The 19257-nt window shown below is 33.7% G+C and carries 13 protein-coding genes; all 13 read left to right on the top strand.

The window, feature by feature from the left end:
- The first annotated feature begins 296 nt into the window (after nucleotides 1–296).
- The 13 genes from N4A68_08200 to N4A68_08140 all read left to right on the top strand — a co-directional run bounded on the left by N4A68_08200 (nucleotide 297) and on the right by N4A68_08140 (nucleotide 19198).
- Complete coding sequence (locus tag N4A68_08200) at nucleotides 297–3539, top strand: DEAD/DEAH box helicase (GenBank protein MCT4564291.1); 3243 nt, start codon at nucleotides 297–299, stop codon at nucleotides 3537–3539.
- 229 nt (nucleotides 3540–3768) lie between these two features.
- Nucleotides 3769–5958: a DNA topoisomerase III gene (locus N4A68_08195; protein ID MCT4564290.1), complete on the top strand. Its 2190-nt coding sequence runs from the start codon at nucleotides 3769–3771 to the stop codon at nucleotides 5956–5958.
- Nucleotides 5959–6197: 239 nt separating this feature from the next.
- A complete protein-coding gene (locus N4A68_08190) occupies nucleotides 6198–6893 on the top strand; it encodes a FadR family transcriptional regulator (protein MCT4564289.1) in 696 nt (231 codons plus the stop codon).
- A gap of 17 nt (nucleotides 6894–6910) precedes the next feature.
- A complete protein-coding gene (locus tag N4A68_08185) occupies nucleotides 6911–8266 on the top strand; it encodes a DUF1446 domain-containing protein (protein MCT4564288.1) in 1356 nt (451 codons plus the stop codon).
- Nucleotides 8267–8268: 2 nt separating this feature from the next.
- Nucleotides 8269–8583, top strand: coding sequence for a DUF4387 domain-containing protein (locus N4A68_08180; GenBank protein MCT4564287.1), 315 nt, complete (start codon nucleotides 8269–8271; stop codon nucleotides 8581–8583).
- 59 nt (nucleotides 8584–8642) lie between these two features.
- Nucleotides 8643–9527 carry a ribokinase gene (gene rbsK / locus N4A68_08175; protein ID MCT4564286.1) on the top strand — a complete coding sequence of 295 codons (885 nt, stop codon included), beginning with the start codon at nucleotides 8643–8645 and terminating at the stop codon, nucleotides 9525–9527.
- A 33-nt stretch (nucleotides 9528–9560) separates the two neighbouring features.
- The gene (locus tag N4A68_08170; GenBank protein MCT4564285.1) at nucleotides 9561–10490 is read left to right on the top strand and encodes an ABC transporter permease subunit; all 930 of its coding nucleotides are present in this window, start codon (nucleotides 9561–9563) and stop codon (nucleotides 10488–10490) included.
- A gap of 15 nt (nucleotides 10491–10505) precedes the next feature.
- Entirely contained in the window at nucleotides 10506–11393 is an 888-nt protein-coding gene (locus N4A68_08165) for a carbohydrate ABC transporter permease (GenBank protein MCT4564284.1), read from the top strand.
- A 29-nt stretch (nucleotides 11394–11422) separates the two neighbouring features.
- On the top strand, nucleotides 11423–12940 hold the full coding sequence (locus N4A68_08160; GenBank protein MCT4564283.1) for an extracellular solute-binding protein: 1518 nt from the start codon (nucleotides 11423–11425) through the stop codon (nucleotides 12938–12940).
- A gap of 74 nt (nucleotides 12941–13014) precedes the next feature.
- Nucleotides 13015–14184, top strand: coding sequence for an ADP-ribosylglycohydrolase family protein (locus tag N4A68_08155; GenBank protein MCT4564282.1), 1170 nt, complete (start codon nucleotides 13015–13017; stop codon nucleotides 14182–14184).
- A gap of 25 nt (nucleotides 14185–14209) precedes the next feature.
- Nucleotides 14210–16321, top strand: coding sequence for an ADP-ribosylglycohydrolase family protein (locus N4A68_08150; GenBank protein ID MCT4564281.1), 2112 nt, complete (start codon nucleotides 14210–14212; stop codon nucleotides 16319–16321).
- 290 nt (nucleotides 16322–16611) lie between these two features.
- Nucleotides 16612–17475 (top strand): MurR/RpiR family transcriptional regulator, encoded by an 864-nt coding sequence (locus tag N4A68_08145; GenBank protein MCT4564280.1) that lies wholly within the window; start codon nucleotides 16612–16614, stop codon nucleotides 17473–17475.
- Nucleotides 17476–17581: 106 nt separating this feature from the next.
- Entirely contained in the window at nucleotides 17582–19198 is a 1617-nt protein-coding gene (locus tag N4A68_08140; GenBank protein MCT4564279.1) for an ABC transporter substrate-binding protein, read from the top strand.
- Nucleotides 19199–19257: the final 59 nt, after the last annotated feature.

The raw sequence follows: 19257 nt of genomic DNA, 5'->3' as shown, positions 1-19257 counted from the left end.
AAGATGTATAAATTAAGATTTACCCTAAACTCTCTATAAATGATGGATCAATGGGCTAATAAATCTTTTGTATTTTGTTCTATATATTTCCTCTATATGAATAAACAAAAATGATATAATTATAGGGACTTTTAAGAATTCATTGAAGATGAGGGAATTGTATAATTATAACTTGGCTAAATTAAATAATGCATGGGTTATGGCTTTGGAAATTTTAAAACCATATATAATAGATGATTTTCACAGAAGGTAATTATGCAGTTTGCTCAAGATAATAAACTATGATGAGGTGCATTATGTTTCATATAACAAGGGAAGAGATTTTAGATATTATTTCAAATCAAATTACTTTTATGAAGGGCGAAAGATACTTTTTGTCGGGTAGAGCAAATATAGTAGGATTTGATAAAAATATTCATACCTTTTCTGCCAGGGTGTTGGGAAGGCAGCCCTATGATGTAAGAGTAGAATTTGATGAAGCAGGACACTTCTGCGATGCTATTTGTAATTGCCCTGCCTATGAAGAACATTGGGGGTATTGTAAGCATATTGCAGCAGTGCTGTTTGAAATAAAAAAGAGGGAAGCTAAGAAGGAATACGATTATCTTAAGGAAGAAGAAACCGTTAAGGATATATTAGACTTTTTTAACTATCAAGAGATTGATAGAAAAATCCCTGTAAACCTTGAAATAAACTATGAGTATATTATGAGTAGATATGGAACCTGGAATGATACTTATTTGAGCTTGCGAATTGGTGAGAATAGACTTTATGTTGTTAAAAGCATAAAAAAGCTTATTAAAAGCATCTTAGATAAAGAAGAATTATATTTTGGAAAGGAATTTACATTTGATCCTAGGATACATAGTTTTAAAGATGAGGATAAGCCTATAATAGATTTATTAATGGAGCTTTATGATAATGAGGAGGCCTTAAGTGAACTATCTTATTATTATAAAAATCCCAGCCTATTAAGTGGTAAAAAGGCACATCTCCCCCAGAGAACCATTAAAAAGTTCTTTGAAATGATTAAGTACAAACCATTTAATGCTGTTATTAATGATATTAGCTATAATAATATAGAAGTGGTCAATAAACCTTTACCAATTGAATTTTTTCTAACAAAAGAAAATGATGATCTGAGATTAGTTATGGAGTTTGGAAAAACGTTAATTCCCCTTGATAGGGATGGAGAATATGTTTTTTCTAATGGAATAATTTATAGAGTAGAAGAATATCAGAGAAAAAATATGAAGCCTTTTTATGAAGCCTTAGTAAAACAAGAAAAAAATATTATTAAAATACCAAAAAAATATAATGAGAGATTTATTTCTGAGGTATATCCTATTATTGAAAAGCTAGGGGATATAAAGATAGATGAAAAGGTAGAAGATTCTATCTACAATCCGGGGCTCAAAGCGGAGATATACTTTGATCGCATAGATGAAAGGATTATTGCACAGATAAAATTTGTTTATGGGGATGTTAGCTTAAACGCCTTCAATGATAAGTTAAATATACCCTTAGACAATCGTATAATACTAAGGAATATTGACAAGGAAAAAGAAATACTAACCTTTTTTGAAGTATCTGAATTCAAAGTTAATAGTAACCATATTTATTTAGACGATGAAGAAAAAATATTTGATTTTATGTATCATAAGCTGCCATTACTTCAAGAAATTACACAGGTTTATTACTCTGAAAGCTTTAAAGATATAAAAATCCAAGAATCCAGTTCCTTTGCAGGTGGAGTTAGGTTAAATTCCCATAGCAGTTTGCTTGAATTCAACTTTGCTATTGAAGGGATTGGTAATAATGAATTGCAAGATGTATTCAATTCGATTAAAGAGAAGAAAAAATATTATAGATTAAAGAGTGGATCATTTTTGCCATTAGATATTGAGGAATTACATGGAATATCTAGATTGGCTGAATATATTGATTTAGACTTCAAAGACTTTGAAAAGGATACTATTAATATTCCAAAATTTAGAGCTCTATATATAGACGAACACTTGAAAGAGTCCAATATTAATTCAATTAAAAGAAATCTAAGGTTTAAAGAGTTAGTTCAAAATGTGAAAGAGCCAAGCGATATAGATTATGTCATACCATATGGACTAGATAATGTTTTAAGGGAATATCAAAAATTTGGTTTTAAATGGTTAAAAACCATAAATTCCTATGGTTTTGGGGGAATTTTGGCAGATGATATGGGGCTTGGAAAGACATTACAAGTTCTTACATTTTTACTTTCTGAGAGGAATGAAAGGGGAAGAGCCCCTTCTCTTATAGTTGCCCCTACTTCATTAGTTTATAATTGGTTAGCTGAGATAGAAAAATTTACTCCAGAATTAAGGCCCCTTATAATAGCTGGTAAAAAGGAAGAAAGAGAGCAAATAATATATGATATTAGTGACTACGATGTTGTTATTACTTCCTATCCTCTTATTAGGAGGGATATAGATTTATATAAGGATAATTCCTTTAGATTTTGTATACTAGACGAAGCTCAGCATATAAAAAATCATCAATCACAAAATGCTAAATCCGTGAAGTCAATAAAGGCAGAAAGCTATTTTGCCCTTACTGGTACACCTATTGAAAATTCATTAACTGAATTGTGGTCGATATTTGACTTTGTAATGCCAACCTATCTTTTAAGTCATGGCAAATTTATAAAGAAATTTGAAAGGCCTATTATTAAGGAAAAGGATAATACTGCTTTAAAGGAACTAAGCATGTATATAAGACCCTTCGTATTAAGACGAATAAAGAAGGATGTATTAAAGGAATTACCTGAAAAAATAGAGAATAGGGTTATTGCCCAGCTTACAAATGAGCAAAAGAAAATATATTTAGCATATCTACAAAAAATAAAAGGTGAAATTGAAGAAGAAATAAACAATAAAGGTTTTGAAAAAAGTCATATTAAGATACTTTCAGGTTTAACAAGACTTAGACAAATATGCTGTCATCCAGCTATGTTTATTGAGAATTATAAAGATACAAGCGGAAAACTTCTTTTATTGGAGGAGTTAATAAATGAGTCTATTAATGGTGGACACAGAATTTTATTATTTTCACAGTTTACTTCAATGCTAAGTATTATTAAGGATATGCTTGATAAAAATAACATCAATTTTAAATATCTTGATGGGTCGACTAACATTAAAGAAAGGGGGAAATTAGTTAGGGAATTTAATGAAGGTGAAGGGGACATCTTTCTGATTTCCTTAAAGGCTGGGGGAACAGGATTGAATTTAACAGGGGCAGATACGGTTATACATTTTGATCCTTGGTGGAATCCAGCCGTTGAGCAGCAGGCTACTGACAGGGCCCATAGAATAGGGCAAAAAAATTCTGTACATGTGATTAAATTAATAACCAAGGGAACCATTGAAGAAAAAATATATGAATTACAAGAGAAGAAAAAGAAATTAATTGAATCGGTTATGAAGCCTGGAGATACATTGATTTCAAAATTAAGTGAAGAAGAGATTAAATCTCTTTTTGAGTTAAATAGCTTGAGTTAAGTATGAGAGGTAGTATTATTGGCTGTAAATGTTCGCTTAAAAAGATTAACTTGCTCAAGTAGTCACTGAGAATCCTTTTACGCTCCTCCTACAAACCAGTTTATGGTCTAAATAGCAAAAGGACAAAACGAGTTTGTAAAGGGAGCCAAAAGGAGACCTCAGTGTCTACTTTCGCTAATTGAACTCAATTTGCGAACATGTATGTTATCACTATGAGAGGATTGTTTATATGAATAAAATACTAGTATTAGCTGAAAAGCCTTCCGTTGGAAGGGATTTGGCTAGGGTTTTGAAATGTAATAAAAAGGGAAATGGTTATTTAGAGGGGAATAAATATATAGTTACTTGGGCTTTAGGGCATTTAGTAACATTGGCAAATCCAGAGGTATATGATGAAAAATATAAATCATGGAGAATAGAAGATTTACCCATGCTGCCTCCTAAGTCAAAGCTTGTTGTCATAAAGCGAAGTGGGAAGCAATTTAATGCTGTAAAAAAGCAAATGCAGAGAAGTGATGTTAGTGAAATTGTTATTGCCACCGATGCCGGGAGGGAAGGAGAGCTAGTTGCCAGATGGATAATAGAAAAGGCCAAGGTTAAAAAGCCAATAAAACGTCTATGGATTTCATCGGTTACCGATAAAGCAATTAAAGATGGCTTCAATAAGCTGAGACCTGGAAGGGATTATGAAAATCTTTATGCTTCGGCTGTGGCCCGTGCTGAGGCTGATTGGTTTGTAGGTATCAATGCTACCCGTGCATTAACCTGTAAGTATAATGCCCAGCTTTCCTGTGGAAGAGTACAGACTCCAACCCTTGCAATGATTGCTAAAAGAGAAGAAGAAATTAGAAAATTTAAGCCTAAGGCTTTTTATGGAATTACAGCTATTAGTGATGGCATAAAGCTTATTTGGCAAGATAGCAAAACAAAAAACACCAGAATCTTTGATAAGGATAGATGTGATAAGATATTGATGTCAATAAAAAGTAAGAATTCCACAATTCAAGAAGTAGATAGGGTTTACAAGAAAAAACATTCTCCTAATTTGTATGATTTGACAGAGCTTCAAAGGGATGCCAATAAAATATTTGGTTACTCAGCAAAGGAAACTCTTTCTATTATGCAGAAGCTGTATGAAAATCATAAGATTCTAACCTATCCAAGAACTGACTCTAGATATATAACTTCGGATATAGTAGATACACTAAAGGATAGGGTGAAAGCCTGTGGGGTTGGAGAATACTCCCCAATAGCCTTCAAGGTCTTGAAAAAGCCCATAAAGGCAAATAAATCCTTCGTTAATAATAGCAAGGTTTCAGACCATCATGCTATTATACCTACTGAACAACCGGTAATTCTGAACTCATTAAACAATAATGAAAGAAAAATCTATGATTTAGTTGTTAAACGCTTCTTGGCGGTTTTATATCCACCCTTTGAGTATGAGCAAACTACAATAAGAGCTAAAATTAGTGATGAGATATTTATTGCAAAGGGAAAAAATATAATATCTAAGGGTTGGAAGGAAATCTATGACAATAGATTCGATGACGACAGCTTAAAGGATGATATTTTAGATCAAACACTACCTAATGTAAAAAAGGGAGATACCTTAAATATATCTAAAGTATCTCAAACTAGTGGAGAAACAAAACCACCATCACCTTTTAATGAGGGAAGTTTATTATCAGCTATGGAAAATCCAATAAAGTATATGGGTAATGATAATAAAAATTTAATAAAGACAATAGAGGAAACTGGAGGCCTTGGAACGGTAGCTACAAGGGCCGATATTATAGAAAAGCTTTATAACAGTTTTTTAATTGAGAAAAAGGGCAAGGATATATTTATTACATCTAAGGGAAAACAGCTCCTTGAGTTGGTTCCTGAAGGATTAAGATCCCCAGCATTAACTGCCCAGTGGGAGCAGAAGCTTAGCTCAATATCTAAGGGTAAACTTAACAAAAATGCTTTCATAGGTGAGATGAAGAACTATGCAAAGGTAGTTGTCACCGAAATAAAAAATAGTCAAGAAAAATTCAAACATGATAATATCACTAGAACTAGATGCCCACAGTGTAACAAGTATATGCTTGAGGTGAATGGAAAGAAGGGAAAAATGCTTGTTTGTCAAGATAGAGAATGCGGATATAGAAAGAGCATATCTAAGATAACCAATGCAAGGTGCCCTAATTGTCATAAAAAGCTAGAGCTTCGTGGGGAAGGAGAGGGAAGGATATTTGCGTGTAAGTGTGGTTATAGGGAAAAGCTTTCTTCTTTCAATAAAAGAAAAAAGGCCCAGAGTAATAAAGCCTCTAAGCAGGATGTAAGAAAGTATATCAATAAGCAGAAAAAAGAGAATAGTGAGCCTATGAATACTGCCCTTGCGGAAGCTTTGGCAAAGTTTAAATTTGATTAGTTATAGAGAACAAATTGCAAAATCAAGAAGCTGTACTCAGTATCATATGAGAACAGCTTCTTATTTTTTACCTTGAAATACAATGCTAATAAATATTGGGGTATTTACCTGTTATGACATAGATAAAAACTTATTTGGCATAATTACCAAAAATACCTTGTTAAATATAGAATAATGTGGTAATCTTTAATTAGTTATATTGTTAAACAATTAAACCATTTAACCATGAGGTGAGTGATATGGCTTTTAAAAAAGTGCGGTCTGAGAGATTATCAGATAAAGTAGTTAGTCAAATTTTGGGCTTGATAGAACGGGGGAAATTGAAGCCTGGGGATAAATTGCCCTCGGAAACAGAGTTTTCAAAACAGTTGGGCATAAGTAGGGGTATACTCAGGGAAGCTCTGACTATTCTTCAAAGTAAAGGGTATGTGAGTAGAAAACCTAAAGATGGGACTTACATAAGGGAATTTTTCGAGAAAAAGGATTTTCAAGGATCTATTTTAGAATCATTTCAAAAAGCGTCTTACCTAGATTTACTAGAAATGAGGGAACCTTTAGAGATTAAGATTGTTGAGCTAGTAATCAGAAGGAGTACAGATGAAGAATTAGAAGAAATTGAAAAAACTTTAGTTCAGAATCCAGATGATTTTAGTTTGGTATCGGATCAAGCCTTTCATCAAAAAATTGCATCCCTTACTAAGAATACTATTTTGACCAACTTTATGTATGTGTATTATGATATGATCCACGATTTAGCAAATAAGACCTTAAGAAGTGGAGAGCGTAGAGAACAGCTTATCAATGAGCATATGGATATCTTGAAAGCATTGAAGGAAAGAGATATCGAAAAGGCACAGGCTACGATGAGCTTCCATTTGAAGAAGGTTAAAGAAACGGTTAGAAATATGAAAATGGATTTAGATATAGATAGTTAGATTTGGGGTTGATTATATTGTTGGAATGTAGAATATTATCTCCATGTGGAATTTTAGGATATGGATATCCGATGGAATCTTTCCTTGAAGGAATAAAATATAAGCCACATGCCATAGTTGTGGATGCAGGTTCAACCGATGCTGGGCCACATAAGCTAGGAGCAGGAATAGGTATAGTTAGTAGAATGGCAGTTAAGAAGGATTTAGAACCAATGCTTACCTATGGAGTGAAGAATGATATACCTGTGATAATAGGTTCAGCGGGTGGAGCGGGAGGAAAGCCCCATGTAGATTGGACTATGGAGATTATTAAAGAAATTTTATTTAAAAACAAGATCAATGAAGAAATTGCAGTAATTTGGGCGGATATACCTAAGGATAGGGTAAAATATGGAATAAAAAATAATGAAGTTATGCCCCTAGAAAATGTTCATGAATTGACAGAAAAAATAGTTGATCAAACAAATGGAATAGTAGGGCAAATGGGAGTAGAACCAATTTTAGAAGTCCTTAGGAAAGGAGTAAAGATAATTGTATGTGGTAGAGCATATGATCCCGCACCCTTTGCCGCAGTTGGAATATATAATGGTTTTAAGCCTGCCCTAGCATATCATCTAGGGAAGATACTGGAATGTGGAGCTTTATGTGCAGAGCCTGGGACAACGAAAGATTGTATTCTGGGTGTCCTAAGGGAAAACGATTTTTTAGTAAGACCTTTAAATAATAAAAGAAGGTGTTCACCTACAAGCGTCGCAGCCCATACTTTTTATGAGAAAGACCACCCATATTTACTTCTTGGGCCGGGTATACGTCTCAATCTAGCAAGATGTAATTTTGAGCAGTATGAAGAAGGAGTGGTAAAGGTTTCAGGTAGTGAGGTAGAATACACTGATCCCTATTATATAAAACTAGAGGGGGCCAGAAAAGTGGCCTATAGAACCTTTGTAGTGGCTGGTATTAGGGATCCACTTATGATAGATAGGATAGATGATATAGAAGAAGATATAAAGGTTCAGGTAGAAACATATTTTAGGGAAATTCCCACGACTGATTATAAAATAAACTTCTACAATTATGGGAAAAATGGAGTGATGGGAGTAAAGGAACCGGAGAAGTTTGCAGGTTATGAGATTGGTTTAATGATGGAGGTTTTAGCAAAAACACAGGAATTGGCGAATACAATATGTGCGGCCCTTCGGTCTACACTGTTACATTATCCCTATGGGGGAAGAAAATCCACGGCGGGTAACTTGGCATTTCCCTTTGCGCCTAGTGATGTTGAGTTTGGTGCAGTTTATGAATTTTCAGTGTATCATTTAATCAAAGTAAAAAATGGATTAGAATTATTTGAGATTGAATACTTAGGAGGCTAGAAATGGAAACATTATATGAGTTGGCTAAGGTTATAAGAAGTAAAAACTCTGGGCCTTTTAGCATCACCCTTGATGTGTTATTTGATGAAAAAAGTAAGTATGAAAAAGTTAAAAAGTCAGGTGTGCTGACAAAAGAAAGGATTGCCAGCCTCTATAATATCCTGGAGACTAATTCAATAAGCTTAGTTTTCTTTGATCAAGCATTAGGAATAAAGATCACATTCAATAGAGACATATCATCGGGAACCATTGGAGATAGAGATGTATATGGGGCACAGCAGCATGCACCCCTTATGAAAATATTAATACCCCAATAAATTGTATGATTACCATACTTATTAAAGCTTAAGAAGTATAGATAAGGAAGGTGAGATAAATGAAATCAAAAATAGTTGTTGTAGGGAGTATAAATGCCGATTTGGTAGCAATAACAAACAAAAGGCCATTGCCTGGAGAAACAGTACTTGGAGAAGATTTCTTCATAGTACCCGGTGGCAAGGGTGCAAATCAGGCTGTGGCTGCATCACGACTAGGAATAGAGACCTATATGGTAGGATGCATCGGAAAGGATAGTAATGGTGATTACTTATATACTTCCTTAAAAAATGAAGGAGTTAATGTAGATTATATAAGGAAAATTGCTGATGTATCTACTGGAACCGCAGTTATTACTCTAGAAGAAGGAGAAAATAGCATAATAGTAATACCAGGTACAAATTATGAGGTGACGCCTCAAATCATTAAAGCTATGGAAAATGTTTTCATAAAAGCAGATATTGTCATATTACAACTAGAGATACCTATTGAAACCGTAGAATATGTAGCTAGTTTATGCAAGGGGAAAAATATTCCTGTTATACTAAATCCTGCTCCAGCAGTTAAGTTATCCAAGGAACTAATTGAAAATGTATCATATATAACTCCTAACGAGCATGAATATGAAATAGTTTTTGATACAAATGAGGAGATTAATGAATTACTAAAAAAATATCCCAATAAACTATTGATTACACAAGGGGATAAAGGCGTTGTTTTCAATAACGGTAAGGATTTGGTTACAGTAGATAGCATAGAAGCCGATGTGATTGATACAACAGGAGCCGGAGATACCTTTAATGGAGCATTAGCATATGCTTTGACAAATCAATATGATTTAAAAAACGCAATTCATTTTGCCAATACAGCGGCTGGACTATCAGTCACTAAACTAGGAGCCCAAACTGGGATGCCTAGTCTTAAGGAGGTACTTCATAAACTTTAAGGAGTTTTTAGCAAATAAGGGGAGGACAGCTGGATGCAAAACCTTTCAAATCTTAGAAAGAATAATTCAAGAAGAATAATAAGCAAGTTAAAGGAAGATAGTGTTTTGTATTTATTAATAATACCTTGTATTTTGTACTTTATTGTCTTTCACTATCTCCCGCTCATTGGTATGAAGTTAGCATTTGAGGATTATAGAATTATTGGTGATAATATTTTTGTAGGACTAAAGCATTTTAAAACCCTATTTAATTCTCCAGCTTTCTTTAATGTTCTTAAAAATACTGTACTTATAAGTACAATGAAAATATTTATATGCTTTCCAATACCAATAGTATTGTCTTTATTAATTAATGAGATTAGATCTAGTAAATATAGAAAATATATTCAATCAGTAATATATTTACCCCATTTTCTATCTTGGGTGGTTATTGCTGGAGTATGGATTTCTCTATTATCTCCAAGCACTGGAGCTGTTAGTCAAATAGTTGAAGTTTTCAATGGAACTCCTGTAGATTATATGACTAGTAAACAACATATTAGATGGGTACTCGTTTTTTCTGAGATGTGGAGGAGTGCAGGTTGGGATTCTATAATCTATTTAGCTGCAATAACTAAGATAAGTTATTCATTATATGAGGCTGCAATGGTAGAAGGGGCAAATAGATGGCAGCAAACTATTTATATTACTTTACCAGAGCTAAGCTCAACAATAGTTACTGTATTCATATTGAACTTAGGATTTTTTATGAATGCGGGATTCGATCAAGTATATAACATGATGAATGATTCGGTTATTAGTGTGGTAGATATATTAGATACATATGTATATCGTGTAGGCTTGGCTAATGGACAATATGCATATGCCACAGCGGCCAGTCTATTTAAAGGTATTATAGGTATTGTACTTATATCATGTACACATTTTATATCTAAAAAGATAACTGGCAAAGGAATATGGTAGTTTAGGAGGTTTGCCATGAATAAAAGGAAAAGTGAAAAGGTTTTCTATACCATAGTCTTGGTGGTATTATTTATAGTTACTTTAACTATGCTAGTTCCTATATTAAATATTTTAGCACTTTCTTTATCAGATCCTTCAAGGATAGATGAAGTCAAAGGAATGACAATCATCCCAAAGGGTTTTTCATTAATTAACTATAAAGTATTACTTTCAAACCCTAAGGTTTTAAGGAGTATCTTTAATAGTTTATTTATAACGATTACGGCAACGACACTTAACATATTATTGACAAGTATTTCTGCCTATGTATTAACAAGGAAGGGCTTAATAGGTCGAAAATTTTTATTGGGTATGCTTATAGTTATTATGGTTTTTGAGCCGGGATTAGTACCAGAATATTTAAATATTATAAGACTTGGATTAGTAGATAGCTATCTATCAGTAATTTTATATAAGGCAATAAATGTTTATTATTTGATAATTCTTATGAGATTTTTTGAAGAAGTACCCGAGTCTTTAATAGAAGCGGCAAAGATAGATGGAGCTTCACATATAACCATTCTATTTAGAATAATGCTGCCCTTAGCAAAACCTGCGATAGCTACTGTAGGATTATTTTATACAGTTTTTCATTGGAACGAATATTTTAGGGCATCGATTTATTTGAATGATACTGCAAAGTGGCCTCTACAAGTAGTTTTGAGACAATTTGTAGTATTAGATGATACCTCATCAATGATAGGGGCAGAAAAACTGTTAGCCTTTAGTGATGCTGCACAGCTTAATTACAATGCTCTTCAAGCAGGGACCATTATTATTGCTATGATTCCTGTGTTATTACTCTATCCTCTAATATTAAAGTACTTTACAAAGGGTACTTTTGATGGTGGAGTTAAATATTAAACTATTATCATATTTAAGGAGGAAATGAAATGAGAAAAATTCTTGCTTTATTATTGTCAATTGCTTTAGTTTTTTCATTAATTGGTTGTGGCAGTACTTCAAAGGAGGAGACTAATCCCGCATCCAATGAATCAACTCCAACTGAAAGTCAAGAAGCAACAAATAATAGTGATACAAAGAGTACTGAGACTATTACTTTAAAAATGGTAATGAAGGATTTATCACCATCAAATCCAGGGGATGTCAAATATGTTGAAGCACTAGAACAGGGGCTAGCAAAGCAAGGAACCAATGTTAAGCTTGAAATTGTAGAAATGCCTGCGGGAAATTATGCTGAAAAACTAAACCTATTACTACTTGGTGGAAAAATTCCTGACATAATATATTTCCAAGGTGGCGACAAGCAGATAGCCGAACAAGGTATACTTGAAGATCTAACATCATACATAGAGAAATCTGAAATAGTACAAAAAGCAATGCAGCCTCACAATAGAAAGAGAATGGAGAACTATCCATACCTAATATGGCTAAATCCAATCAAGACAAAGGCACCAGTTGTTAGAAGGGATTGGTTTGAAGCTAGTGAGACGGGAAAAGCATTACTTGAAAATCCTACCCTAGACAATTACTATAACTTCTTAAAGGAATTAAAAGAGAAGGACCTTAGTGGAGATGGTATGCCTAAATATGGATTAACTGTTTCTGGAAAAATCCTAGAGCTAGATTCAATTTTTAATCAAGCCTTTGGGGTTACAGGAGCTTGGGTTAAGGATTCAGAGGGTAAATTTGTTTATGGTAAAGTTAGTGGGTTTGAAAAAGAAAAACTAGCTTTCTATCAAAAACTATATAAAGAAGGCATCTTAGATCCTGAGTATTTAACTAAAAAATGGGATACCAAGGAAAAAGCCTTTTATGATAACACAGTTGGTATGATAATTGGTTCAACCGGTAAAGTAATCGATATCTATGATGGCAAAATGAAAAAGGCTAATGGGGAAGGTGCGAGTTTGATGGTACTGCCACCGGCTAAGGGTAAGGGCCAAGGATATTTACCGATCGATGTCACTAAGGAAAGTAGGGGAGTTGCAATATCCTCATTATCTGAAAATAAGGATTTAGCATTTAAAGTTATTGAGTATATTGCTAGTGATGAAGGACAAATGCTAGAGAGATTAGGCTTTGAAGGAGAACATTATGAAATCAAGGATAATGAAATCAATTTAACTGAAAAATCCCAAGAATGGTTTGCAAAATTCTTTGAAGTTTATTCATGGCAGCCAACTATATCAATTGCTACACCTTTATTATCTGAACCAGCTGTGGATTCCATGAAAAAGGCTGAAGAGTATTATGTAGAAGATGTAAACTTCCTAATACCTGAGGAATATGTAGCAAGCTGGGATGCAATGACTAACCTTTATAAGGAGTACTCTGCAGATATAATCACTGGTAAAAAATCTATTGACAAATTCGATGAATTCGTAAAGCTATGGTATGAAGCAGGTGGAAAAGAAATTACTGAGTATGCAAATGAAGCATTAAAGTAGAAACTTAAGGGCACTTAAGCCCTTTTGTTTTTTTATAAGTTAAGTTAATCTAAACTAATATTCAGGAGGAAAGTATGAGTAATATAAGCTTTCAAGATAGAGTAAAGGGAGTAGTAATTGGAACAGCCTATGGTGATGCTTTAGGAGCAACAATAGAAAAGCTATCATATGAAGAGATAAAGGCTAGGTATGGAAGAGTAGATGACTTAAGGACTGAGTGGTGGAAGTCGGATTGGTCACTAGAAGACAGAAAAAACAAGACAAGGGGGAATGGCATAGTAACAGATGATACCCTTATGACCTTAGCCCTTATGAATGTTTATAATAATCTTCAAAGACACATCGATTCATATGATATGGCAGATGAGTTTATAAAGGAAATAGCCTTTAGGAAAAGATATATACCTGAATTCCAAAAGGAAGCCCATATAATAGATCGTTTATTTTATCCTGATAAATACATCTTTATGAGGCATACCCTTGCAAATTGTGACCCTAGAGAAGGGGGCGTTGGAAATATGGTTAACTGTGGGGCTGCAATGTATATATCTCCAATAGGTATAGTTAATGCGTGCAATCCAAGGGCAGCCTATGATGAAGCTATTCTTTTCGCCATGGGACATCAATGCAGCTATGGATTAGAAGCTGCAGGAGTTTTGGCTGCTTGTGTTGCAAAAGCCTTTGTTCCAAATACTACTATTGATGAAGTTGCCAGAACAGCTATACAATTTGCTAATGATGGAACGCAAATGGCAATAAAGGATATATATGAAGCTGCTATAAAACTTCGGGAGTATAGGGATGATAAAGATTTAATAGTTAATGAGTTCCATAAAGTCATCAAGAAATATTCTCCTATGGGTGATGATGTAGCTAGAAAAATTGAAAAAGTGGGTATGCCAAGTAATCATTATACCCCAAGTAGATTGTTTAGTATTGAGGAGTTGCCTATTGCCCTTGGATATTGTGTATTACATGAAGGCGATTTTTCATCGGCTGTTATAGATGGGGTAAACTCAGGGAGGGATACTGATTCAATAGGTGTAATGATCGCTTCTATTCTGGGAGCAATGTATGGAAGCAGTATAGTCAAAAATGAAGATATTGAATTATTAGAAAAAGTTAATAAATGCGATTTGATCAAAGATGCCCATAAATTTGCTAGGACGGCAAGTAGAATAATTAATGAAGATATGAGGGTATTAAGGGAAATATCAGATCATATCGATAATATAAATAATTAAGGGTTTGAATAGGAGGGCTTATTAAATGGGTGTTTTACCAAAAAATTATTTAGAGAAGGTATATTCAGGACTACTAGGGAAAATTATTGGAGTAAGGCTTGGGGCTCCTGTTGAACCTACTATATGGACCTACGAAAAAATAGAATCTACATATGGAGATATTACTTCCTATGTAAAAAATTATAAAAATTTTGCTGCAGATGATGACATTAATGGACCGATATTTTTTATTAGAGCCCTTATAGATTATGCTAGTGACAGAGAGCTTGAGCCCCAGGATGTAGGAAAAGCATGGCTTAATTATTCCCGTGAAAACAAGGGTATGTTTTGGTGGGGTGGATATGGTGTAAGTACTGAAAATACAGCCTACTTGAACCTAAAAAATGGTATAGAGGCTCCGAAATCCGGGTCTATAGATGTAAATGGAATAGTTCTTGCAGAGCAAATAGGAGGACAGATTTTTATTGATTCATGGGGTTTGGTACTGCCATTAAATATTGAAAAAGCTGCAGATTATGCTGGCATAGCTGCCAGTGTATCCCATGACAAAAACGGTATTTATGGAGCAAGATTTATGGCGGCATGTATATCTAAGGCCTTTGGAACAGAAAATGTGATGGAGATTATTGATGCTGGATTATCGACTATACCCCTTGACTGTGAATATGCTAGGGTCACAGGAGCTGTTATAGATTTCTATAAGAATAATCCCGATGATTTTAGAAAATGTAGAGATTATCTTAAAGAGAATTGGGGATATGACCGTTATCCGGGAGTGTGTCATATGATACCAAATGCTGGGGTTTGCATACTATCATTGTTATATGGTCAAGGCGATGTTTCAAGAACAGTAGAAATAGCTACTATGTGTGGTTGGGATACGGATTGTAATGCAGGAAATGTTGGAACAATTATTGGTGTGGCCAGGGGAATAGAGGGAATTAAAGATAATTATCGAAGGCCTATAAACGATATGGTTGTAGCATCCAGTATTTCTGGATATTTGAATATTATTGATGTACCAACATTTTCGAAGGAGCTGGCTATACTAGGCTATAGATTGGCTAAAGAGGAACCTCCTACTAGCATCATTAGCAATAATCAAGAAAACTTATATTTTGATTTCAACCTACCAGGGGCAACCCATGGATTTAGATCCTCAAACGAAAATCTATTTCCTATATCCCATACAAATGAAATAGTATATAGTGGTCAAGGTGCCCTTCAAGTGTTGCTTGATAGACCCTATAGAGGTAAATCAGGCAAGATATATTACAAGCCATATTATAGACGAGATGATTTTGATGATGAAAGATATAGTCCAGCTTTTTCACCCTTAGTTTACCCTGGACAAAAAGTAAGCATGAAGGTGTATCTAGATAAGTGGAATGGTGATGATATAGGGATTTCAACATATGTACGTGATACTGTTACAAAAAAAGACATAAAAGCAGGATATCAAATGCTTGAAAATGGGAAGTGGCATCATGTAGAGTTTGAGGTGCCGGATACAGGTGGACATTCAATTGATGAGGTAGGTATAATAATTGAGAGCTTTACCAGACAAAAAAATAAGCATTTAGGAAGAATTATTATAGACGAGTTTAAAGTAGAAGGAAAGGCAAAATACACCATAGATTTTAAAAATGAGAGTATAGAGTTTGGATGCGTCACTCCATTTGCCCATAATAATGGTTCATGGACAATAGAGGATGGAGTAATGCATGGAATGTGTCTAGATTCTGCTGAGGCTTATACGGGCAATTATTATGCAAAGGATATTCATATCACGGCAAATATCAACCCTCAGTTTGGTTATAGCCATAACTTAGCTTTTCGTGTAAAGGGTGCTATGATGGGGTATCATGTTGGATTTGATGGAGAAAGCAAAGTATCATTGATAAAAAATGACCATGGACTTAAAAGACTTATCAGTTTAGATTATAATTGGCAATACAATAAAAATTATAAGTTTGAAGTAATAGTAGAAAAGAATAGGATTGATTTTTTAATAGATGGGGAAAAAGTACTAGAGTATATAGATGAAGATACATATTTTGATTATGGTATGTTTGGTTTTAGTAAATACAGTATGGGTAGGACAAATTATGGGGAAATATGTGTTGAAGAGATATAATGCTTAAAGTATATATAGTGGATAGCTTTCATAAAAGGTGATTATGCAATTTTCTCAATAGATAACTAAACCCTTGATTCTGATTGTTAAGGATCAAGGGTTTTTTGTATGCAATATTTTTTGTTTATACAGAAAAACTATCTCAAAAAACTTTTTCCATTAAAAAATAAAGTAAACACTTTAACATATAAAAAAAATTATATTATTTACATTAAAAACTAAGTAATGTATAATCTTAATATCGGAATTGTCTATAAATTTCAAAAATTCAAATGGGTGGTTTTGTCAATATGGATATTATTGAAAGGATAAGGAGTCAATATACTAGGTTCAGTAAAACTCAAAGAAAAATAGCAGATTATCTGCTCTGTAATTCTAACAGAGTTGGGTTTATGACTTTAAAAAATTTAAGCGAAGAAGTTAAAGCTGCAGAAGTAACTATACTGAACTTTGCAAAAAAATTAGACTGTAATAGTTTTATAGAACTCAAAAGTGAATTTCAAGATTATATTAAATATAAAACCTCTCCACCGGAAAAATTGACAAATGCATTAAGCAATATAGAAAGTATAGATAGTAACTTAGCAGATATTATTAACTCTGAAATGCAATGCGTAGAAGATACAATAAAAAGTATTGATGTAAAGGATATAAAGCAATCCATAAAATTAATAAAGGAAGCATCTAAAGTTTATTTGGTTGGATCGGGAATATCCGCTGGGGTAACAAATTTCTTGCTGTTGAGATTAAAGTATCTTGGCATAAGTGCAGAAATATTTAATGTTACTCCCTTCCATTTAGTTGGCCTAGAAATGTCAAAGAGACTTGAAAATAGTGTTTTTATAGTTGTAACACTACCAACCTATTCAAAGCTTGTATTAAACTTTACAGAATATTTGAAGGAAAAGGGCCATAGTGTAATAGCTTTAACAGATTCAATGAAGGCACCGGTTTCTAAGTATGCAAATGTAGTTTTTACATGTGCAACTAATTCTGTATTGTTTTTTAATACTATCACTGGCCTAATTAGTATCTCAAATATATTACTAACAGCACTGGCCATAGAGTCAAAACAAGACATACTAGATAGTATAGAGCAGTTAAAGGAATTTCAAGATAAGTTTGAAGACGGTTCAATGATTGTCTATGAGTAAAGGTATCAATATTTAATCTCAATATGCTAGTGACAAATATATAGATAAAAAAACTTTCTAGCATAAAGAGCTAAATATAAACAGTTTATTTAAAGGGGGAAATATAATGACAAAAAAAGTAATAGCCTTATTGTTGATTTCTTTAATGGTAGTGTCACTATTCGCAGGTTGTGGGACTTCCAATGAAGCTACAACAGACAAACCAGCAAAACAGGAGCAAAGTAATAGTGAGGAGAAAAAGGAAAAAGAAATCACTATAGCCTTAGCTTCAGATGCATTATCAATGGATCCACATGATTATGATGAAACCGTTACAAGTGCAATTAATCTACATATCTTTGATACTTTGATTTCCTATGATCATGACCTGCAATCTACTCCGGGACTAGCGGAAAGCTGGGAGATAAAAGAAGATGGAGTTACTTGGGTATTTAAGCTAAGAGAGGGCGTAAAGTTCCATAATGGAAATGACTTTACAGCCGATGATGTTATATATTCTTATGATAGAGCAAAAAATAATGAGATTTCATCAAATAAGAGTTATATGGCTAATGTTGCTAGTATGAATAAAGTTAATGACTATACACTTGAATTAGTTACGCCTTTCCCGTATTCACTATTATTATCAGACCTGAAAAATGTGATGATTATAGATAAAGAATATACTGAAGGTATGTCAGATGAAGAAATTGCTTTAAACCCAGTTGGTACTGGTAGATACAAGTTTGTTGAGCATGTTAAGGAGGATCATTTAGATTTAGCTTTAAATGAAGATTACTGGGGAGAAAAACCTTCTATACAAAAGGTAAGATTTAGACCTATCTCGAATGAGGCCACAAGAACAGCTACTATGTTAAGTGGTGAGGTTGATTTTACTGTAGATATAGCAGTAAGGGATGTGGATAGATTAAAGTCTAATTCTGATATAGATGTTTTAGAGCAACCGAGTTTAAGGGTAATATATCTTAATTTTGACGGGTGGAGAGATGATTCTCCAACGGTTGAAAAACCAAATCCATTAAAGGATATAAGGGTTAGACAAGCAATTTATCATGCTATAGATGAGGATACAATTGTAAAGAATGTTATGAATGGACAAGCATATCCTGCGGCATCATATATACCCGATGTTTTCCTTGGACACAATTCAGATATCAAGAGATTGGAATACGATCCAGAAAAGGCTAAGCAGCTTTTAGCAGATGCGGGTTATCCAGAGGGATTCACTATTACCCTCGATGCACCAAACAATAGGTATGTAAACGATGAGCAGATAGCCCAATCAGTTGCAAGTTACTTGCAAAAAGTAGGAATAAAGCTTGAGCTAAATCTTATGCCTAAATCCCTATTCTTCAAGCATATAACAACAAGGGAGGATAAAACCAGCTTCTGCATGACTGGATGGGCTGACAGTGGCGGAGAAGGAGCCATTTTATTAAAGGACTTACTATATACTTATGGTGAAAAGGAAGGTTATGGTAATGTCAACAGAGGATACTATAACAACCCTAAGTTTAATGAATTAATAGATAAAGCATATCAGACCGCCGATAAGGAAGAAAGGGCGAAGATAGTTGCACAGGCTGCTAAAGTAGCTGCAGATGATGTAGCATATATTCCACTTCATTTCCAAAAAGATTTATTTGCAAAGAAAAAGAATATAAGCTATAAGCCAAGACCAAATAAATATATTTTTACTTGGGATATGGATATAGTAGATTAGTATGCTGCTAGGGGAAGTTATTCTAACTTCCTCTTATTCATACAACTAGCTTAGATACA

Source organism: Maledivibacter sp. (genome assembly GCA_025210375.1).
GTDB lineage: Bacteria > Bacillota > Clostridia > Peptostreptococcales > Caminicellaceae > JAOASB01.
The sequence above is the reverse complement of the archived record's forward strand: the minus strand, read 5'-3'. Positions and strand labels throughout refer to the sequence as shown.